This window comes from Bacillus sp. JFL15, assembly GCF_001184225.1.
Taxonomy (GTDB): Bacteria; Bacillota; Bacilli; order Bacillales; family Bacillaceae; genus Bacillus; species Bacillus siamensis.
This window is the reverse complement of record NZ_KQ236689.1, coordinates 2,564,938-2,583,513: the sequence shown is the minus strand read 5'-3', so window position 1 is coordinate 2,583,513 and position 18,576 is coordinate 2,564,938. Positions and strand designations below refer to the sequence as shown.

The 18,576-nt window shown below is 46.8% G+C and carries 23 protein-coding genes; 11 read left to right on the top strand and 12 right to left on the bottom strand.

Annotation, left to right across the window (positions count from 1 at the left end; genetic code table 11):
- The first annotated feature begins 85 nt into the window (after positions 1-85).
- Positions 86-1,165, top strand: a complete 1,080-nt coding sequence (serC, locus tag AD710_RS12930; RefSeq protein ID WP_049628211.1) for a 3-phosphoserine/phosphohydroxythreonine transaminase — start codon at positions 86-88, stop codon at positions 1,163-1,165.
- 120 nt (positions 1,166-1,285) lie between these two features.
- The gene (locus AD710_RS12925) at positions 1,286-1,804 is read left to right on the top strand and encodes a tryptophan transporter (RefSeq protein ID WP_016938343.1); all 519 of its coding nucleotides are present in this window, start codon (positions 1,286-1,288) and stop codon (positions 1,802-1,804) included.
- Positions 1,805-1,861: 57 nt separating this feature from the next.
- Here AD710_RS12925 and AD710_RS12920 read toward each other — a convergent pair whose 3' ends face one another.
- Complete coding sequence (locus AD710_RS12920; protein ID WP_007409223.1) at positions 1,862-2,053, bottom strand: membrane protein YhzF; 192 nt, start codon at positions 2,051-2,053, stop codon at positions 1,862-1,864.
- Between the two features lie 118 nt (positions 2,054-2,171).
- Here AD710_RS12920 and AD710_RS12915 point away from each other — a divergent pair, with 118 nt between their 5' ends.
- Both AD710_RS12915 and AD710_RS12910 read left to right on the top strand, forming a co-directional pair.
- Entirely contained in the window at positions 2,172-2,528 is a 357-nt protein-coding gene (locus AD710_RS12915) for a YtxH domain-containing protein (protein WP_049628210.1), read from the top strand.
- A 179-nt stretch (positions 2,529-2,707) separates the two neighbouring features.
- Entirely contained in the window at positions 2,708-3,319 is a 612-nt protein-coding gene (locus tag AD710_RS12910) for an HTH-type transcriptional regulator Hpr (protein ID WP_016938344.1), read from the top strand.
- Here the strand turns inward: AD710_RS12910 and AD710_RS12905 are convergent.
- The gene (locus tag AD710_RS12905) at positions 3,316-3,657 is read right to left on the bottom strand and encodes a YhaI family protein (protein ID WP_003155243.1); all 342 of its coding nucleotides are present in this window, start codon (positions 3,655-3,657) and stop codon (positions 3,316-3,318) included. The two genes, AD710_RS12910 and AD710_RS12905, sit on opposite strands and share 4 nt — an antisense overlap.
- Positions 3,658-3,867: 210 nt before the next feature.
- On the opposite strand from AD710_RS12905, the gene AD710_RS12900 reads away from it, so the two are divergent.
- Positions 3,868-4,398 (top strand): DUF3267 domain-containing protein, encoded by a 531-nt coding sequence (locus AD710_RS12900; RefSeq protein WP_016938345.1) that lies wholly within the window; start codon positions 3,868-3,870, stop codon positions 4,396-4,398.
- 60 nt (positions 4,399-4,458) lie between these two features.
- Complete coding sequence (locus AD710_RS12895; RefSeq protein WP_003155245.1) at positions 4,459-4,677, top strand: hypothetical protein; 219 nt, start codon at positions 4,459-4,461, stop codon at positions 4,675-4,677.
- Between the two features lie 52 nt (positions 4,678-4,729).
- On the opposite strand, the gene yhzE2 is transcribed toward AD710_RS12895, so the two are convergent.
- Entirely contained in the window at positions 4,730-4,816 is an 87-nt protein-coding gene (gene yhzE2, locus AD710_RS12890) for a sporulation protein YhzE2 (protein WP_013351705.1), read from the bottom strand.
- A 124-nt stretch (positions 4,817-4,940) separates the two neighbouring features.
- Positions 4,941-5,027 (bottom strand): YjcZ family sporulation protein, encoded by an 87-nt coding sequence (locus AD710_RS19220; RefSeq protein ID WP_016938346.1) that lies wholly within the window; start codon positions 5,025-5,027, stop codon positions 4,941-4,943.
- Between the two features lie 158 nt (positions 5,028-5,185).
- Between AD710_RS19220 and AD710_RS12880 the strand changes: the two genes are divergently transcribed.
- A complete protein-coding gene (locus tag AD710_RS12880) occupies positions 5,186-6,043 on the top strand; it encodes a peptidylprolyl isomerase (RefSeq protein WP_049628209.1) in 858 nt (285 codons plus the stop codon).
- Between the two features lie 37 nt (positions 6,044-6,080).
- On the opposite strand, the gene AD710_RS12875 is transcribed toward AD710_RS12880, so the two are convergent.
- From AD710_RS12875 to AD710_RS12850, 6 genes are all read right to left on the bottom strand, one after another.
- A complete protein-coding gene (locus AD710_RS12875; protein ID WP_013351703.1) occupies positions 6,081-6,308 on the bottom strand; it encodes a sporulation YhaL family protein in 228 nt (75 codons plus the stop codon).
- Positions 6,309-6,420: 112 nt separating this feature from the next.
- The gene (gene yhaM / locus AD710_RS12870; protein WP_049628208.1) at positions 6,421-7,365 is read right to left on the bottom strand and encodes a 3'-5' exoribonuclease YhaM; all 945 of its coding nucleotides are present in this window, start codon (positions 7,363-7,365) and stop codon (positions 6,421-6,423) included.
- Between the two features lie 73 nt (positions 7,366-7,438).
- Positions 7,439-10,324 (bottom strand): ATP-binding protein, encoded by a 2,886-nt coding sequence (locus AD710_RS12865; RefSeq protein ID WP_049628207.1) that lies wholly within the window; start codon positions 10,322-10,324, stop codon positions 7,439-7,441.
- Positions 10,321-11,544 (bottom strand): metallophosphoesterase family protein, encoded by a 1,224-nt coding sequence (locus AD710_RS12860; protein WP_049628206.1) that lies wholly within the window; start codon positions 11,542-11,544, stop codon positions 10,321-10,323. The genes AD710_RS12865 and AD710_RS12860 overlap by 4 nt, the downstream gene beginning before the upstream one ends.
- Positions 11,545-11,653: 109 nt before the next feature.
- Complete coding sequence (locus AD710_RS12855) at positions 11,654-12,913, bottom strand: ABC transporter permease (RefSeq protein ID WP_049628205.1); 1,260 nt, start codon at positions 12,911-12,913, stop codon at positions 11,654-11,656.
- The gene (locus AD710_RS12850; protein WP_016938352.1) at positions 12,906-13,802 is read right to left on the bottom strand and encodes an ABC transporter ATP-binding protein; all 897 of its coding nucleotides are present in this window, start codon (positions 13,800-13,802) and stop codon (positions 12,906-12,908) included. Before AD710_RS12850 ends, AD710_RS12855 begins: the two co-directional genes overlap by 8 nt.
- A 105-nt stretch (positions 13,803-13,907) precedes the next feature.
- On the opposite strand from AD710_RS12850, the gene AD710_RS12845 reads away from it, so the two are divergent.
- Positions 13,908-14,093 (top strand): YhzD family protein, encoded by a 186-nt coding sequence (locus AD710_RS12845; RefSeq protein ID WP_049628204.1) that lies wholly within the window; start codon positions 13,908-13,910, stop codon positions 14,091-14,093.
- Positions 14,094-14,117: 24 nt separating this feature from the next.
- Here the strand turns inward: AD710_RS12845 and AD710_RS12840 are convergent, their stop codons facing one another.
- Positions 14,118-14,885 (bottom strand): enoyl-CoA hydratase, encoded by a 768-nt coding sequence (locus tag AD710_RS12840; protein WP_016938354.1) that lies wholly within the window; start codon positions 14,883-14,885, stop codon positions 14,118-14,120.
- A gap of 185 nt (positions 14,886-15,070) precedes the next feature.
- Between AD710_RS12840 and AD710_RS12835 the strand changes: the two genes are divergently transcribed.
- The 3 genes from AD710_RS12835 to AD710_RS12825 are packed head-to-tail and all read left to right on the top strand — an operon-like array spanning position 15,071 to position 17,171.
- Positions 15,071-15,424, top strand: a complete 354-nt coding sequence (locus tag AD710_RS12835) for a hypothetical protein (protein WP_016938355.1) — start codon at positions 15,071-15,073, stop codon at positions 15,422-15,424.
- Positions 15,425-15,451: 27 nt separating this feature from the next.
- Complete coding sequence (locus AD710_RS12830) at positions 15,452-15,949, top strand: cation:proton antiporter regulatory subunit (protein ID WP_014469990.1); 498 nt, start codon at positions 15,452-15,454, stop codon at positions 15,947-15,949.
- Between the two features lie 7 nt (positions 15,950-15,956).
- A complete protein-coding gene (locus tag AD710_RS12825; RefSeq protein WP_049628203.1) occupies positions 15,957-17,171 on the top strand; it encodes a cation:proton antiporter in 1,215 nt (404 codons plus the stop codon).
- 25 nt (positions 17,172-17,196) lie between these two features.
- Here AD710_RS12825 and AD710_RS12820 read toward each other — a convergent pair whose 3' ends face one another.
- Complete coding sequence (locus AD710_RS12820; protein WP_049628202.1) at positions 17,197-18,486, bottom strand: lysine N(6)-hydroxylase/L-ornithine N(5)-oxygenase family protein; 1,290 nt, start codon at positions 18,484-18,486, stop codon at positions 17,197-17,199.
- Positions 18,487-18,576 lie beyond the last annotated feature (90 nt).

The following is an 18,576-nucleotide window of genomic DNA, read 5'->3' as shown; positions in this document are numbered from 1 at the left end:
TTCATATCAAAAAAATCTAAAAATTGTGATAGGATAATTGTATTATTTCTTACACTAAAGCGGAAAACAGGGAGAGATCGTAAAAATGGAACGTACAACGAATTTCAATGCAGGACCCGCAGCCCTTCCACTGGATGTGCTGCAAAAAGCACAGAAAGAATTTATCAACTTCAATGATACCGGCATGTCTGTCATGGAGCTGTCCCACCGGAGCACAGAATATGACGCGGTGCATCAAAAAGCGAAAACCCTTCTGAAAGAACTGATGGATATCCCCGACGATTATGATATTTTATTTCTCCAAGGCGGAGCAAGCCTTCAATTCTCAATGCTGCCGATGAACTTTTTAACGCCGGAGAAGACGGCGCACTTCATCGTGACGGGCGCATGGTCTGAAAAGGCCCTCGCTGAGGCGAAACTGTTCGGAAACACATCCGTCACAGCAACAAGCGCAGATTCAAACCACATCCATATACCGAAAGCGGACCTCTCACAGATAAAAGACGGCGCCTACTTGCATATTACGTCCAACAACACGATTTTCGGAACGCAGTGGAAAGAGTTCCCGAATTCACCGATTCCGCTCGCAGCCGACATGTCAAGCGACATCCTGAGCAGAAAATTTGATGTCAAAAAGTTTGATGTCATCTACGGCGGAGCCCAGAAAAACCTCGGGCCGTCCGGCGTTACGGTCGTCATCATGAAAAAATCATGGCTTGAAAACGAAAACGCCAACGTTCCTAAAATTTTGAAATATTCCACCCACACAAAAGCCGATTCACTGTATAATACGCCGCCTACATTTGCGATTTATATGCTGAGCCTCGTCCTTGAATGGCTGGCTGAAAACGGCGGTGTCGAAGCGGCTGAACGGCGCAACCGGGAAAAGGCGGATGTCCTGTACGGCACAATCGATGCAAGCGGCGGATTTTACGCGGGCCATGCCGAAAAAGACAGCCGTTCTCACATGAATATTACCTTCACCCTCCGCGACAGCAGTCTGACGAAAAAATTCGTTGAAGAAGCGAAAGCGGCAAAAATGACCGGACTCGCCGGCCACCGCTCAGTCGGAGGCTGCAGGGCGTCTGTTTACAACGCCGTCAGCCTGGCTGATTGTGAAAAACTGGCTCAGTTTATGAGAAAGTTCCAGCAGGAAAACGAATAAATTTCTTCTAACCCGACAGTTCCTTTGATATACTGTTGGCATATCAATTTTTCCGGCCATCGCAATAAATGACGAGCATATTATTGGATGGCGAAAAAGCTTAGCAGAGGAGAGCTTAGTATGAAAACAAAAGAATTAGTCATTATGGCCCTGTTTGCGGCAATCGGAGCGGTGCTTCATTCCATTATGCCGCCGGTATTATTCGGAATGAAACCCGATATGATGCTTGTGATGATGTTCATGGGAATTCTGTTATTCCCCCGTGTGCAGAACGTGCTGATGATCGGGATTGTAACGGGAATCATTTCCGCACTCACGACATCTTTTCCGGGGGGACAGCTTCCGAATATCATTGAAAAACCGGTAACGGCGTTTCTGTTTCTCGCACTGGCGCTTTTGGTGAAAAAAAGCGTGAAAACAGCGGCGGCTGCCGTCATTACGATAGCCGGCACTTTCATCTCCGGTGTGATCTTTCTGGCGCTGGCCCTTCTGATTGTCGGCCTGCCGGGCGGATTCACGGCATTGGTGCTCGCGGTCGTCCTTCCGGCGGCTGCGCTGAACGCGATCGCCATTATCATCATGTATCCGATTGTGCAGACGATCTTAAAACGGTCCAATATGATTGAAACGGCAAAATAGCCGCATACTGAAACCTCTTCCGGCCGGAAGAGGTTTTTTAATGTGTTTCAGCATGTTTCATACGAGAAGTTTTGTGAAAAAGATAAGGAACAATGCGAGGGCGGTTCCTGCTGAGCAGACAATGGCCTTTTGGCGGACGACCCGCTTCGGCGGATAAGAAGCGGCCTGGCCGAGCAGTTTCAGGTAATAAACGGCGCCCGCCGCAAAGACAAGAGCCATACAAGATAAAACAATCATGAAGACAGACAACCTTCTCCCTCCTTTTCCCTTAAAAAATATGCTAAAATAAAGCAAGCTATGTATAGAAGTTTATTCTTCTGAACAAAAATGGTAAAAGCTTATGAGAAAAAAAACGGGGTGATTTCAAATGGCTGACGGACGTTCCCTTTTAACAGGCCTTTTCGTAGGCGGATTGATCGGAGGCGCAGCGGTTTTGCTTTCGGCTCCTTCATCCGGAAAAGAGCTGCGGGGCAAAATCAAAGCGAATTGCAATTCAATTGAGAACACAATCAAACGGTTAAAAAAAGACGGAATGGCGCTGAAAGACCAGCTTGTCCAAACGGCGAAAGAAAGCGCCGAAGTCATTAAAGACGTAGGCGGAGAGCTTCAGACAAGCATTAAAAGGTGGCAGGAGGAAATCAAGCCGCACCAGCAGGATCTCCAAAAGGAAATCGCTGATATTGAAGAGAAAATCAGGCAGCTGGAGAAAACCTTACAAAACTAATATCCTATACAACCAAAAAAAGTGCGGACATATTGCGTTCCGCACTTTTTTTTGCGGTTTAAAGCCTTTCACAGCAACGGATTTAGAATTTATTATAAAATTCTTAAATTTTCATCTTTATTAATCTTTATTTTATTGGCATAATAGAGGAAAAGAAAATGTGAAGCAGGTGATCTGTATTGAATCGTGTTGAACCGCCTTACGATTTAAAAGAAGCTTTAATCTATACCCAAAAAATGGCGCAGCTGTCCAAAGCGCTGTGGAAATCTATCGAGAAAGACTGGCAGAATTGGCTGAAGCCGTACGATCTTAATATTAATGAACATCATATATTATGGATTGCTTATCAGCTTAAAGGAGCTTCTATTTCGGAAATCGCCAAATTCGGCGTTATGCACGTATCAACTGCATTTAATTTTTCAAAAAAACTTGAAGAACGCGGGTATCTGAATTTTTCCAAGCGGCTGAATGACAAGCGGAACACGTACATTCAGTTAACAGAAGAAGGGGAAAAAGTATTTGAAAGTCTGCTAGAGGAGTTTGACCCGTCGAGAAACGCGGTGTTTAAAGGCTCACAGCCGCTCTACCACTTATTCGGGAAGTTTCCGGAGATGGAAGAATTGACCTGTGTCATCCGCCACATTTACGGAGAAGATTTTATGGAGATATTCGAGAAATCATTGACAAACATAAACAATGATTTTGAAAGTGAAGACGGAAGCCTGAAGAAAAAAGCGGGCGAATCGGCTGCCCATGAAACGGCTGAAGAGCTGGAACCGGTCAGCAATTAATCAAAGTGCTTCATAATCTCGATGAATTCTTCCATCAGCGCTGTATAAAGCCCCTGCTCGTACAAAGCAAAAATCGTTTCATGAACATCTAATTTTTCGTTCAGCTGTCCCGCAAAAAGCGCAAGGAGCTTGTCGAACGTCACAAAGCCTTGCGCTTTTTGCGACTCCAGCTCGTCCTCCAATTCGCGGCAGATCCGCCCGACCTCTTCACCTTCCTCTTCGGTCAGCCCTTTTTCAATCATCATCGCATAAAAAGGGTACTTATCCATATCCACCGTTTTCACCAGCAATTGTATGTAATATTCTAACCGCCCGATACGCTGATCCATTGAATCCATCCGTTTCACTTCTTTCTATCTTTAATCTTATTTTAGCTGATAATGAATGGAGAAGAAAGGTTAAACCGTACATTTCCATGTTTCACCGCTCTCTTCTGTTCTTCTCTTTCCGGGTTTATTTTTTTCTTTAAAAAAGGATTGATTTTTTCTCCTGAAGAGAGTAAATTATTTTGAGATTGTATTCCATCTTTGTACGGAAGGATGACTCTGATGAATTGCTGGAAAACCATTAATCTGATTAAAGATTATGGTGCGGTTCGTTTATTATTGACTGCTGTAGGTTTTATGATCCTGTTTTTTATATGCAACTTCTTGGCATTCGGGCTGCTTCGTCCGAATATCAGTTTAAGTGACGGGCATGTATTAGCTTTTTGCGTTCTGCTCGTCGTTACTTTATTTGTACATAAAGTCATACATGTCCTGCCAATGTTTTGCAAAAAAAGAAAAAAGGAAATGAAAATGTACTTTTTGCGGATGCCGACATGGAAAGGCATACCGAAAACAACGATGCTGATTTCTACGATCAGCCCGTTTTTATTCATTACGCCGGTGTTATTTTATGCAGGCTTGGCATTCCCGAGACACGCCCATTACTTTTATATGATTTCGAGCATTCATGCGGGCTATTGCCTGCCTGATCTTCTGTTTGCGCTGCACCTGGTCAAAGCGCCGAAATCATGTCTGATTGACCAGGAATCCGACGGCTTTGATATTTTAGTAAAAAAAGTGCCGGAGTCCTGATGTCCCGCTGATTTTTCAGCTTACATTCTATCTTTTTCAATAAATATTTGGTAATGTAATATGGGAGCAGTTCAGAGAGAGGGGGAATCTCCCATCATTTTATTCTATTTTATCGTGGCTGCCCTGTTTATTCTTTATTTTATAAACAGGCTCACAAATACATTATGCCTTGTCAGAGAGATTCCTGAAGACCGGCAGGATAAGGTATTCCGCTTTATTAATGTATCTATTTTAATTTTACTGATCTCTTCGTTCGTCGAGATCTCCTTTACTGTGTAAACAGGCAAAAAAAGATGGCTGCCGGCGGATTAACGCGGACAGCCATCTTTTTTTAGTAAATCCAAGAAGCGCCGATGATGATCAATAAGATGAACAGAACAACCAACAATGCAAAACCGCCTGCAAATACTTCACCCATCTCCAGAAGCACCTCCTACAAAACGTTTTATTTTTCCAATTACATCATATGCAATTCACTTCAGAAACGCTTAGGCGCCTGGGTAAGAAAATGGACCGCTTTTGGAAAAAGCGATCCGTTTCGCTTAGCAAATGTAAGCTGCACCTACAATGACAAGCAAAATGAACAATACGACGAGCAGTGCAAAACCGTTTGAATATCCTCCGCCCATGGTTCATTACCTCCTTTTCATGATCAATATATTTGTATGTATCAGGAAAAAGTTTGACTAGACGAATGCCCTTTATTTAAAATCTTTTTACAGAAAGCCACAATATGTTATGATACGCATATGCAATTTAATTTGGATGATTAGGAGTGTTTAAAGGAATGAAGAAAATCGCGATAGCAGCTATTACGGCAACGAGCGTCCTGGCTCTCAGCGCTTGCAGCAGCGGCGACAACGACGTGATTGCCAAGACGGATGCCGGCAATGTAACAAAAGGCGAGCTCTACACGAACATGAAAAAAACCGCGGGCGCAAGTGTGCTGACACAGCTCGTACAAGAAAAAGTATTAGCCAAAAAATACAAAGTATCGGATAAAGAAATCGATACCAAGCTGAAAGAGTACAAAACGCAGCTCGGCGATCAGTACAGCGCCCTTAAACAGCAGTACGGCGAAGATTACCTGAAAGATCAGGTGAAATACGAACTGCTTGCACAAAAAGCGGCGAAAGACAACATCAAAGTGACTGACTCCGATACGAAAGAATATTACGACGGCTTAAAAGGTAAAATCCGCGCGAGCCACATCCTTGTCGCTGACAAAAAGACAGCTGACGAAGTGGAGAAAAAGCTGAAAAAAGGCGAGAAATTTGAAACGCTTGCGAAAGAATACTCAACCGACAACTCAAAAGACAACGGCGGCGACCTTGGCTGGTTCGATAAAAAATCAATGGATGAAACATTCAGCAAAGCAGCATTCGGCCTGAAAGTCGGACAAGTCAGCGATCCGGTCAAAACAAAATTCGGTTATCATATCATCAAAAAGACAGAAGAACGCGGCAAATATGATGACATGAAAAAAGAACTGAAAGAAGAAGTTCTTAAACAGAAACTAAACGACAACTCAGCCGTGCAGGCAGCGATTCAAAAAGTCATGAAAAAAGCTGACGTAAAAGTTGAAGACAAGGACTTAAAAGACACGTTTAACACTTCAACATCATCATCTTCTCAATCTAAATAAAAAAAACTGTGCAGGCTCCGTGAGCCGCACAGTTTTTTTATGCGATCGAATGATTGGAATTTTCTTCTGCATCTCCGTTTTCATTTTCGGGCGCCGCCATACGGCGCTCGCGTTCCTGCTCCATCCGTTCAATATACACTCTTCCTTCTTTTTCAATAAACGACTGGTCAAGCTTTTCCTCTTCTTTAGCTGTCGTAAAAAGCTTATAAGCGCTGAAAATAATCCCGATAATGCAAAGGTATACCCACCAAGGAAAAAATAGCACGTTGTTTCCTCCCTTTTTACCCAAAGTCTTTATTTTAAGCTATGCCTGATAAAGACAAGTTATGAGAGCTGAACGTAAAAAAGACCGATCGTAAAGGATCGGCCTTTTTTTCTTATTGATGGAAAGTCGGTTTGTAGAAAGAACGGTTTTCAAGCGCAAATACACGCTCAGTGTATTCGCCCGGCTTCACCCGTTCAAGCGCTCTGTCCATCATGATCATTTTTGCATCCAGATTGTCAATGTAGTGCAGAATTTCCGCTTCTTTCACCATCGGCGGTTTCGGGCTTCCCCATTCCGCTTTTCCGTGATGGCTCAAAATCAAATGCTTCAGAATCAGCACTTCTTCAGCGTCAATCTGAAGCTCTTCGGCTGCTTTTGAAAGCTCTGTCACCATGATTGAAATGTGTCCCAGCAGATTCCCTTCCACGGTGTATGTTGTGGAAACAGGGCCTGAAAGCTCTTTTACTTTGCCGAGGTCATGCAGGATGACTCCCGCATACAGTAAATCCCGGTCAAGAGACGGATACAGATCGGCGATCGCTTTTGCCAGGTTCAGCATCGACACAACATGATACGCAAGCCCTGAGACGAACTCATGGTGGTTTTTAGCAGCCGCCGGGTAATCCATAAAATCAGCGGCATATTTTTTGACCAGATGTCTCGTGATCCGCTGGATGTTTGGATTTTTCATTTCAAAAATGTATTGAGTGATGGTCTCCATCATTTCATCTTTCGGAATCGGCGCCGTTTCCAGAAAATCATCAATGCTGACATTTTCATTTTCGCCGGCCGGCCGGATGTTTCTGAGCTTAAGCTGGTTTCGTCCGCGATAGTGATGTACATCTCCGATTACCTTCACGATCGTCTGCGCCGCGTATGTTGCTTCATCAGTCGGCTTGGCATCCCACAGCTTCGCTTCGATATCCCCCGATTGGTCCTGCAGCATTAACGTCAGAAATGGTTTTCCGTTGCTTGCGATTCCTTTAGTCGAAGATTTAATCAGAAAGTATTGATCGACCTGCTCGCCGACCTCGTGCAGCATAATACCTTTTGCCATTCTATTAAAAGCTCCCTCCATATCTTACATAATACCAGTATAGCACATACCTCTTTTTTGAAAATAAACTCTTTTATGACAGGAGCCGCATGACTTGTCCGTTGTGAAATGACCGGCTCACATGCTCATGGCAGGTGAAATAAAGTATCTGCCGCCCGCCTTCTGTAAGCTGATTCAGCACATCAAACAGACGCTGCAGCCTCTGCCTGTCAAAATGAACAAAACTGTCATCGAGTAAAAACGGCAGTGATACCGCAGATTCCCGTTCTGACGCAAGGGCAAAACGGATTGCCGCGTAAAGCTGCTCGCATGCCGCCTGTGACAGCTCGCTTGCAGAAAAAACTGTACCGTCTTTCTGCATGACCATAATGGAATCATCGGCCTCTGAGAAATACAATTTGTGATAGCGTCCGTCCGTAAGCGGTCCGTACAATGCGCCGGCGGTTTCTAACAGACGGGGAAGCGTCACCTTTTTATGCCGCTCCATTTTTTCTCTGATCACATGTCTGACCGTCTGCAATGCGGCCCACTCTTTAGCTGTTTTTTTAACGCGTTCCTTCTGCATTTCTGTCTGCTGTTTTAAATCGGACACAAGCCCCGAGGACTCCAGCTGCTCTTGCTTCACCGTTAATAAAGCGATCTGCTCACGGAGATGCGCGCTTTTTTCCTCGAGTGTTTCTTTCTCTTTTTCCTGCTGAGCGAGTGTATGTTCAAGTTCGGGCACTGTACGGCTCATGTACGGCGCCAGCTGTTTTTGGCCTATGCCGGACAAGTGCGTATCGATTTCGCGCAGCTGCCTCTCTGTTTCCCGGCGGCTTTCATTCAGCCTGGCGAGCTCACAGAAGTGTCCGCGGTTTTTTGCGTCTGCCGCCATAAAAAGCTGTTTCACCTGCTGTTCGTAGTAATGAACTTCTTCGTTTAATTCGCGCATTTGCTCTTGGGCATGCAGCAGATCCGTTTCGAGAGCCTGCTTTCGTTTTGCGTCCTCACGGGCCCGTTCCGCCTGCGCCAGCAAAGCACGCAATCTTTCTTTTACGGACAGCTCCCGGCCGTCTGAAGGACTCAGCTTTTTGACCCGTTCCTCAAATGATCTTTGCAGCTTTTGGAGCCGGCCCGCTTCAATGGTCAGTTCATGCTTGTTCAGAATTTCTTTTTTGACATCTTTCATCACATGATATGCGTCAAGAAGATGGGACGGGCTGCCCGAAAACCCCAGTTCCTTCATAAAATGTTCCGCCTGTTTTTCAGACGGAGCCATTTCGGCCTCCCATTCTTCATATTGGCGGATGACTCTTTCATATGCCGCTTCTTTCTGTTCAAGCACGGCTTGGTCCGCAATCAGCTGCTGGCGGTGCCGGCCGTCACGCCAAAGCTCTTCCTGCAGAATGTCAGCCTCTTCTTTTGAGATCGGCGGCGGCTGCTTTTTGTGATTGGCCCCTCTTCTTTCTGACGGCAGCTGCTTCTGTATGCCAGACAGCATATACAGCATCAAAGCGCCGGTAAAAAGGGCGGCGGGCAGCCATTCCTTTAACACAGCGAAAATCGCAATGAACACAATGCCCGCACCGAGAAAGAGCTTTTTTTGTTTGGCGCGCTGTTTTTCCAGCTGCTGAACATGCGCCTGCCATTCGTTTCCATCAGTATCAGCCATTTGCTTATATGATTGTAAAGCGGCTTCTTTTTCTTGCCTGACGGCGGGAGCCAAGATGTTTTCCGCCGTTACGGCATGCTTTCGTTCTGCGTCTTCCAGCTCCAGACGCGCTTGTTCGAAAATCGCATCAAGCTGTTTTTTTCTTTCTCTTGCCTGTCCGGCGCTCTGCACGGCTTCTTGCAGCCGCCATTCATATTCATAATCGGTGTTCAGCGAAAGAATGCCGTCTTCCTCATGTCTGCCGCCGAGCTGCTGTAACCCTGAAGAAACACGGGCCGATATCTGCCGGATTTGTGATTGGATGGCGGCAAGCTGTTCGCCGCGTGATTCGTACATATGCTGCTCGCCGGAAAGCTCCTGCAGCTGCCGTTCTTTTTGCAGCAGGTCCTCATTTGGCGCGAGCAGCTCAGCCTGCCGCCTGATTTCAGCCGTTTTTGCCCGAAGCCCTTCAAGCCGGGCCGCTTTCGGATGGAGATGCGATTCGTATTTTTCAAGCTGATGCATTCCGTCCTTCGGGAATTGCTCCAATGCTTCCGGATAAGAAGAAAGTTCGCTTTCCAACGCTGTTTTTTTGTCTGCGAGCGGCTTTGCCTCTATCGCCGCTTTTACTGTTTTAATTTCCTCAGTTACATCTTTCAATTGTGCTTCGGCATCCTGCAGAAGGCCGCCGGCGCTTTTTTTCTCTTCCAGAAGGCTGTGATAGCCCGCTTCTGCAGCTTCCGCCTGTTTCAGCTGGGCGCTGAGCCGCTTTAACGTATCCAATTCCTGATTTAAACGGGGGTTCCGTCCGTTCGGCTTATACATTCTGTCGAGCTCTTTCGCCAGTCTGCCGTCAAGCTTTGCCGCCGCTTCAGATCCGAATAAGCTGGAAAACAGGAGAAACTCGCCGATTTTGTCCCGGTTAAAGGCTTGAATCTCCTGCAGTCCGAATACATCAAACGAATAGATTGCTTCGTACAGCGCCCGATCCGTACCGGAAAGCAGCTGTTTGAGCCATTCTCCGTCCTTGATTTCGCCTGAAGGCAAATACACTCTGACTTTTTCGGCAGCGCCTTTTGTGCGTTCAATTTTAACAGCGCCGTAATCGTCATGCTTCAGTTCCACAACGCCGCCGTACACCCCGCCGTTTTTCGGTTCGTATTTTTTTGATTTCGGAAAACCGAACAGTACGCTTTTGATAAAGGACATCAATGTCGTTTTGCCCGCTTCGTTTAAGCCGTAAATCACTTGGACGGGCGAATCTGACAGCTGGAAGCTTCGGTTGGAAAATTTCCCGTACTGGTAAATAAGCATCGTCGTTATTTTCATCGCTGAAGCTCCTTCAGCTGGCGCTTTAAAACGGCTTGAGCCTGCCGTTTAATGTCCAGTATCTCTTCATCCGTAAATAAAGTCATCTGCCGCCGGTATACGGGATGACGCTCGAGCGCTTCAAATACACCGCTCATGTCCGCGCATTGTTCTATGTCCTGAAGAAGCCCTTTAAAAAACGGATCCGGCGGCACGGTGTCTGTTTCATCTGTCCGATCCTCAATCGCAAGCGGCCAGATGAAACATTCCTCTTCAGCCTCTACCTCCTGTAAAGCGGAAAGAAGCTCCTCCGCAATGCCTGCGGGCGCCTCCGTCCAAAAGCGGGGCGCCTCGCCGCGGAGCACCAGTCTGACACATGCCGGGCGGCCCGCGGCACGCAAGCGGGTGAACATATCCGATGCCATTTTCATCAGGGAGGTCATATGCTCGGCTTCGGAAATATCAAGATCAATTTCCTCCCATAAGACATCGTGCGCTTCTTTGAATTCCCAAGACATCTCACCGTCTGCCGCCCGGACGAGATAATATCCCTTAGGCCCGGTTTCTTTTAAATGGCGGGCCTGAATATTTCCGGGATAAATGGCGGCGGGATGCTGAGCGGACAGAACCTGCCGCTTATGAATGTGTCCGAGCGCCCAATAATCCATGCCGCTTTTTTCAAGGTCTTCTTTCGTAAAAGGACAGTACGGGTCATGCCCATCCGCTCCTGATAACATGCCGTGGAGCATGCCGATATGATAAGGCGCGCCGGTCATTTTCCGGTAACGGGATGCCTGATTGGCCGTTACGCTTCTTTCCTGATAGCTGCATCCGTATATGCTTGCCGCGAGCTCTCCGTTTTTAAAGAAGGATTTTTCCTCCGGTGTATCCGAAGTGAATATATGTACATTTTCCGGCCATTCAATCGGTGTCCACTCACCGCCCAAATGATCATGGTTGCCGAATATGACGAACACTTGGATATCCGCTTCCTGTAATCTGGTAAACTGTTTTCTCAAAAACAGCTGGGCTTTTAAACTTCTGTTCGCTTCATCAAACAGATCTCCCGAAAGCAGCATGAAATCCGCCTGCTCCCGGAGCGCCCCGTCGGTAAGACGGCGGACGCTGTGAAATGTGCTTTCTTTAATACGCGCATATACCGGTTCAGGCAGATGCGAAATGCCGTAAAACGGGCTGTCCAGATGCAGGTCAGCGGCATGAATAAACGTCAGATCAGCCATCTCGCCCTCCCCTTTCTGTAGGTTGAATTACCCTTATTCTAGCATCGTTTTCATACGAATGCACGTTCTGCACGATAAAAAAACAGCCCGCTGTCCCGGGCTGTTTCACTTATTTTTTGGAGATGCGCAGCGCTTGTTTGATCGCTTTGAATCCGCCGGCGTTTCCGTAAATCAAAACGCCGCCTTTGTAAATTTTCGCGCCGACCGCTGCAAAGATCACGATAGCGACCAGTGTCAGGGCGATTCCGGCCGCCGCCTGCCAAAACGGGATATCGAGCATTCCCACGCGTAAAAACATAATCATCGGCGTGAAAAACGGAATGTAAGATGTAACGGTAATAAAACCCGCGTCAGGATTGCCAAGTCCGAACATAGCGATAAAAAAACCTGCCGCGATTAAAAAAAACATCGGCTGAATCGTCTGCTGCACGTCCTCTATCCGGCTGACAACACTGCCGAGAAACGCGGCAAGCGTCGCGTAAAGAAAATAGCCGAGCAAATAGAAAATGACGGCATAGACAATCGTCGAGACGGGAACATCCGAAAAATTGAGAAATGCACTGATCGGCGACGACTCATCATTTTGAGGGTTCAGCTTCAGTGAGAGAAAACCCGCCGCAAGCAGCACCGCAAACTGTGTGATCCCGACAAGCGCGATACCGAACAGTTTGGCAAACATCTGCTGAATCGGCGGCATGCTTGAAATTAAAATTTCCATGACCCGTGACGATTTTTCCGTCGCCACTTCCATCGCAATCATACTTGCGTACATGATAACCGAGAAGTAGATGACAAACAGCATGATGTATACAAGCCCCATCACCTGACCGAGCTCTTCCTCAGATTTCGCCCCTTTTTCCAGCGCGTCTTTGCTGACTTCAGGCGGAGTGTAGAGGCTGCTGACTTTTTCTGCCGAAATGCCGAGCTTGGCGGTTTCAACAGCGGTTTTTGTCTGGGTTAAAGCCTGCTTGAGAAGTTTATACGCTGATTCATCAGAAATGGTCAGCGCCTTGTAGGCTCCTGTTATCGTTCCTTTTTGATCTTGTCTGATGATAAAAAGCCCGTCCCATTCACCGTCTTTGACACGCTTTACGGCTTCTTTTTCGGACTCCTTCGTCTCCATCGCCTGCAGATCATTGTCTGTATCAGCCGCTTTAAGCTGTTTTGCAAACGCCGGGTAAAGCCCGCCCGTTTCATCAATCACCGCAATCTGCTGCTTGCCGTCATCCGATTGAAACACGGAAATGATCGATTGCAGGTTGGTCACCGCTAATACTAATAAAACGGTAATGGCGGTCGAAATAATGAATGACTTTGTCGAGATTTTGTTTTTATATGTATGAAACAGCATAATCCAGAATTTATTCATAAACGGCCCCCACCTTTTCTATAAAAATATCATGCAGTGACGGCTCTTCCAATTCAAACTTCCGTATAAAACCTTTCCCTTGCAGCGCCCGGAAAATATCCTGGGAAACCGGTTCATTCGCGACCTGCAATCTGATCCCGTCATTTGTTTCCTTCCATTTCACGACACCTTCATGCGTTTTTAAAAAGCTGAGATCATCATCTGAATGAACGGTGACATTTTTTTTGCCGAAAGACCGCTTAATGTCTTTCAGATTGCCTTGAACGACGGGTTTTCCCTTCTGGAGAATGCACAAATTCTCGCAAAGCTCTTCTACATGCTCCATTCGGTGGCTTGAAAAAACGATGGAAACGCCGCTGTTTTTCAAAGAAATAACCGCTTCTTTCAGCAGCTCGACATTCACCGGATCAAGACCGCTGAAAGGTTCATCCAGAATCAGCAGTTCAGGCTTATGCAGGACGGCGGAAATGAACTGGATTTTTTGCTGGTTTCCTTTTGACAGCTCTTCGACTTTCTTATTCTTGTAATCTGTAATGCCGAACCGCTCGAGCCATGTCATGAGCTCTTTTTCCGCCTCTTTTTTGCTCATTCCTTTTAATCTCGCAAGATAGACAAGCTGGTCACTGACCTTCACTTTCGGATACAGCCCCCGCTCTTCCGGGAGATAGCCGATTTTTTCGCTGATAGAATAATTGACCGGCTTCCCTTTCCAGCTGATCTGCCCGTCAGTCAGGCTTAAAAGCCCCAAAATCATCCGAAAGGTCGTCGTTTTTCCCGCGCCGTTTGCGCCGAGGAGCCCGAACATTTCCCTTTCAGGTATTTGCAGGTTCAAATTGTCAACAGCGGTAAAGCTGCCGAATGTTTTCGTTACGTTTTCAATTGTAAGCACGAATCCAACTCCTTCCTTGACCCATTATATACTAATAATGGGTAAAAATTAATGGAGGATTTTAAATTCTTTATGAGAATATCATTCTATAAAGGAGGTGACGTGATGGGACAATATGTATTGACCGCATTCCATGCGTCGGGAGAAAAACTGCTGGATGAACGGATCGAAGCAGACAACGAGGCGGAGGCGAAGGCTGCCGGAGAGACTTTGTTAAAGGAAAAAAAGCTCGAGAACACTGCTCATCGCTTAGTAAATGAAGCCGGAAAGCTGATTTTATTCCACAGATAACAGAAGCTTTCCGGCTTCTGTATTTTACCGGTTAAATTGCGGCGTCCGTTTTTCTAAAAAGGCGCGGATGCCCTCTTTATGATCATCCGTTTTTCTCATATTTTCCTGGGCCTTTCGTTCAAGAGACAAAACGTCTTTTAACCGGCTGATATGGAGGCTTTGATAAATAGCCTTCGTTTCAATCATTGCTGCCAGCGGCGCATGTAACAACCGGTCGATGTACGGCTTTGCCCCTGCCGCAGGGTCGCCGCTGAACAGCCCGTCGGCAAGCTTGAGCTCCACCGCTTTTTCAGCCGGCAATTTTTCGCCGCTCCAGATCAGTTTTTTCGCTTCAATCTCACCGACGCGTTTCATTAATAAATAATGGCCTCCTCCGTCGGGAACCAGTCCGATGCCGATGAAATTCATCGCGAGGCGGGCATTTTCTTCGGCGAGAACCACGTCGGCACACAGCGCGAAACTCAGCCCGAGCCCCGCCGCGGCTCCGTGGATGGCGGCTATCACAATTTTTTTCATATCATAGAGCGTCAGTGTAATGGATTCGATCATTTTCATGAGCCGTTCATATTCTCCTGAATCATGATCCGATGTCATCATCTGAATATCACCGCCCGCGGAAAATCCCCTGCCTTCCCCCCGCAAAAGGACGATAAGCGCCTCACTGTCAGCTGCCATGACGCATGCATTCTCCAATTCCCGGAGCATTTGTTCATTGAGCGCGTTGTAACTGTCAGGCCGGTTCAGCACAATCTCTGCAATCTTTCCCTTTTCTTCATATCGAATATACTGCATGTTTACACCCTCCTTGTATCCGCTTACATATTTTGTTCAAATAATATATTCTTTCCGCCGAAGCGAAACTCCTTCATTTTTCAAGGTCAACAGATACCGAAAAATGCATATCATTTGAAACTGAACATACATTTTTATATAGTGAAATTGACATACAAAACAAAAAGGGGGGAGGAACGCCGATCATGAAATATGTGATACTGAGTTTTTTATTGAGCTTTTTTATGGTGCTGTTCCCCCCTTCGGATGTCGCCCTTCCTTCCCAATTGGTGACAGAAACAGACAGCCACGTTCAAATTTCGGTTTACCCGCAGGAAACGGACTCGGCAAAGACGCCGGCCCCTGCCAAAACCGCTCCGCACGGCCTGTCAAAAGGATACGATGCGTTATCCCGAATGGTCACCCTGTTATCTGTCAAACCTCTTGATCAATTCATTGATTCCACACTGGAAAGGACATGCGCCATTCCGATACAATACCAGTCAAATTACCTCCGGCATCAGAGCCTTTCTCATTGCCAATCTGTATTTACGGTGTAAAAACAGTCTATTCCGGAGGGATTTTTTATGAATATTAAGGAAAACGATCTGCCCGGCATCGGGAAAAAATTCGAAATCGAAACGAGAAACCATGAAAAAATGACGATCATCATTCATGACGACGGCAGGCGGGAAATTTACAGATTTGATGACCGCGACCCTGATGAGCTTCTGGCAAGCATTTCTCTTGATGATGCGGAAGCAAGACAGATCGCCGCGATTATCGGCGGGATGGTGTACAAACCGCAGGCGCTTGAATCGATTGAAATGGCGTTCAGCGATCTGATTATCGAATGGTTTAAAGTTGAAAAAGGGGCTAAAGCGGCAGGCCGGACGCTCGGCGAACTGGATGTGCGCCAAAACTACGACGTGACGGTCATCGCCATCATTAAGCATAACCAGAAAAAGTTTTTAAACCCGGGCGCTGATTCGCTCCTTGAAGCAAACGATACACTCGTCCTCTCAGGCGAAAGAAAGCATTTGAAGAAACTGATCCAAGACTTTCTCTCCAGAGACGGAGTGTGATCTGTTTATGGATCATCTCGTATTTGAAGTCGGTACAGCGCTAGTTCTCGTGGCCATTGCAAGTGTCATCGCCAATAAAATTAAATTCTCGATTATTCCCTTCCTGATTATTTTAGGAATGCTTGTCGGGCCGCACGCGCCCCAAGCGGGCATCATTGACCTGACATTTATCGAAAGCCGGGAAGTGATTGAATTTTTCGGACGGATGGGCGTCCTGTTCCTCCTCTTTTACCTCGGGCTTGAATTCTCGGTCGGAAAATTAGTCAAATCCGGACGTTCCATTGCCGCCGGCGGAACGATTTATATTCTGATTAATTTCAGCTTAGGACTGATATACGGCTTTATCACGGGCTTTTCCTTTTTGGAAGTGCTTGTATTGGCCGGTGTCATCACGATATCATCAAGCGCCATTGTCGCAAAAGTGCTTGTCGACTTAAAGCGCACGGCCAATCCGGAAACGGAGCTGATTCTCGGCATCATTATGTTTGAGGATATCTTTCTGGCGGTTTACTTGTCCGTCGTTTCCGGGCTTGTTTTGGGAGATGCGACGTCTGTCGGAGGCGCGCTGATGTCGATCGTGATCGCTTTCGGATATATGCTGCTGTTTTTCATTGCCGCTCGAAAATTGCCGCCTCTTCTGAACAAGCTGCTTGATATCCGTTCAAACGAGGTGTTTGTCATTGTCATTTTTGCAGCGCTCTTTTTCATTGCCGGCTTTTCCGAAACGATTCATGTCGCTGAAGCGATCGGTGCGCTTTTACTCGGACTCGTCTTTTCGGAGACGGCCCATTCTGACAGGATTGAGCATCTTGTCGTGCCGTTCCGTGACTTTTTCGGGGCCATGTTTTTCTTCAGCTTCGGGCTGAGCATTGATCCGTTTTCACTCGGAGATGCGGTCTGGCTTGCCCTCGGCGCCGTTTTGCTGACGATTGCAGGAAACTTTATCGCCGGCATGATTGCCGGGCGCCGGGCGGGGCTTTCTCATAAAGCATCGTCCAATATCGGGCTGACCATCGTCTCCCGCGGTGAATTTTCCATCATCGTTGCGAATCTCGGCATTGCCGGCGGTCTGTCCGCCTCACTAAAACCCTTCGCCGCCTTATATGTTTTGATACTGGCCATCTTCGGCCCTTTGCTCACGAAAGAATCGAAGCGGATATATCTCATGTTGAACAGCGTTTTCAAATGGAAAAAGCCTGAAAAGACGCCGCAGAAATCATAAAAAAACTGACCCCTTACTAAAGGGGTCAGTTTTTTCGCGCGGGAAGAAATTGCTGAAAAGCCGTTTTTTTGTTAATAGAGAAATGCTCTTTTCCCAGAATGGTATTAATGATTTTTTGGTTTCTGTAAACAGACAGCTTCAAATTCGTAGCCCCTGTTCCGTGGGCGTGGTCAAGATTCGTTAATGTGAAGAAATGATGCCGCCTATTGTCCTTAAAGACGAGGCGGGAATCGGCCGTCACTTTAAACCGTTTCTCATCCTCCCATTCGATATCGGGAGAAATGGCCGAAAACCAATCCGGAATATGCGGCTTGAAGCCGGTCGCCAATATCACTTTTTCTGAATCGGCCGTAAAGGTTTCATCCATCTGCCATTGATGAAAGCTCAGTGCGCAGCGGCCGTTTTTCTTTTCAATTTTTTTAAGTTCCGCCATCGGCTGAATATAGACATCAGGCGAGCCTCCGCTGATCGACCTGTGGTACAGGGCATCGTAAATGTCAGCAAGTGTGTCAGAATCAATGCCGTGGCGCAGTCCTTCCAGCTCAGGCAGTGTATTCAGCCGTTCCTGAAAAGGCAGGCGGTTAAAATACTCCACATAATCGGGTGTAAACATTTCCTGTCCGAGCTTGGCGGTTTCCAACTCTCGAAATCCGGCGGAGCGTGTCACCCATTGCAGCCGGCAGCGGCGATATTGTTCATCATGCAATAAATCAGAAAAGATCTCCGCTGCGCTCTGTCCGGAGCCGACTACTGTAATTGATTCGGCGCCGGCGAGTTCATCTTTCCGGAACAAATATTCCGTGCTGACCATCGTGTCCTGACGCGCTCCGTCATCAATCTCTGCCGGAATAAGCGGCTCAGAACCCGTTCCCATGACGAAATGCTTCGTTTGATACACGCTGATGCTTCCGTCCTCAATGTTCTTGACGCTGACTTCATAATGGCCGCCGGCATTTTTCACGCCGATTACCTCTGAGCCGAAACGGCATGATGTGATTTCTGAAGCCGCCCAGCTCAAATAGTCGTTAAACTCCCGCCTTGGAATATCAAATTCATTAAACGTATAAAACCGGTACAGCCGGTCATGTTCATGGAGAAAGTTCAAAAATGTGTAGCGGCTTTTCGGATTGGCAAGCGTGACGAGATCAGCCAGAAACGCCACCTGTAAATCCGTACCTTTAATTAACAGGCCCGGATGCCACGCAAATTCTGTCTTTTTATCGAAAAAAAGAGCGTCTGTTTCGGGTATATCCTCTAACAAAGCGGCAAGCCCTAAATTAAACGGCCCGATTCCCGCACCTATGACATCATACATAATTACACCTCTTACGAATTACAGTCTGATGATCTTTTTCCCGTTAACACATACAGATAAACATAAAAAAACGGCACGCTGATTCCGTGC

Coding starts and splice junctions, on each gene's coding strand:
- serC (WP_049628211.1), top strand. CDS start 86: ATGGAACGTACAACGAATTTCAATGCAGGACCCGCAGCCCTTCCACTG.
- AD710_RS12925 (WP_016938343.1), top strand. CDS start 1,286: ATGAAAACAAAAGAATTAGTCATTATGGCCCTGTTTGCGGCAATCGGA.
- AD710_RS12915 (WP_049628210.1), top strand. CDS start 2,172: ATGGCTGACGGACGTTCCCTTTTAACAGGCCTTTTCGTAGGCGGATTG.
- AD710_RS12905 (WP_003155243.1), bottom strand. CDS start 3,657: ATGGATTCAATGGATCAGCGTATCGGGCGGTTAGAATATTACATACAA.
- AD710_RS12900 (WP_016938345.1), top strand. CDS start 3,868: ATGAATTGCTGGAAAACCATTAATCTGATTAAAGATTATGGTGCGGTT.
- AD710_RS12895 (WP_003155245.1), top strand. CDS start 4,459: ATGGGAGCAGTTCAGAGAGAGGGGGAATCTCCCATCATTTTATTCTAT.
- yhzE2 (WP_013351705.1), bottom strand. CDS start 4,816: ATGGGTGAAGTATTTGCAGGCGGTTTTGCATTGTTGGTTGTTCTGTTC.
- AD710_RS19220 (WP_016938346.1), bottom strand. CDS start 5,027: ATGGGCGGAGGATATTCAAACGGTTTTGCACTGCTCGTCGTATTGTTC.
- AD710_RS12880 (WP_049628209.1), top strand. CDS start 5,186: ATGAAGAAAATCGCGATAGCAGCTATTACGGCAACGAGCGTCCTGGCT.
- yhaM (WP_049628208.1), bottom strand. CDS start 7,365: ATGGCAAAAGGTATTATGCTGCACGAGGTCGGCGAGCAGGTCGATCAA.
- AD710_RS12865 (WP_049628207.1), bottom strand. CDS start 10,324: ATGAAAATAACGACGATGCTTATTTACCAGTACGGGAAATTTTCCAAC.
- AD710_RS12860 (WP_049628206.1), bottom strand. CDS start 11,544: ATGGCTGATCTGACGTTTATTCATGCCGCTGACCTGCATCTGGACAGC.
- AD710_RS12855 (WP_049628205.1), bottom strand. CDS start 12,913: ATGAATAAATTCTGGATTATGCTGTTTCATACATATAAAAACAAAATC.
- AD710_RS12845 (WP_049628204.1), top strand. CDS start 13,908: ATGGGACAATATGTATTGACCGCATTCCATGCGTCGGGAGAAAAACTG.
- AD710_RS12840 (WP_016938354.1), bottom strand. CDS start 14,885: ATGCAGTATATTCGATATGAAGAAAAGGGAAAGATTGCAGAGATTGTG.
- AD710_RS12835 (WP_016938355.1), top strand. CDS start 15,071: ATGAAATATGTGATACTGAGTTTTTTATTGAGCTTTTTTATGGTGCTG.
- AD710_RS12830 (WP_014469990.1), top strand. CDS start 15,452: ATGAATATTAAGGAAAACGATCTGCCCGGCATCGGGAAAAAATTCGAA.
- AD710_RS12825 (WP_049628203.1), top strand. CDS start 15,957: ATGGATCATCTCGTATTTGAAGTCGGTACAGCGCTAGTTCTCGTGGCC.
- AD710_RS12820 (WP_049628202.1), bottom strand. CDS start 18,486: ATGTATGATGTCATAGGTGCGGGAATCGGGCCGTTTAATTTAGGGCTT.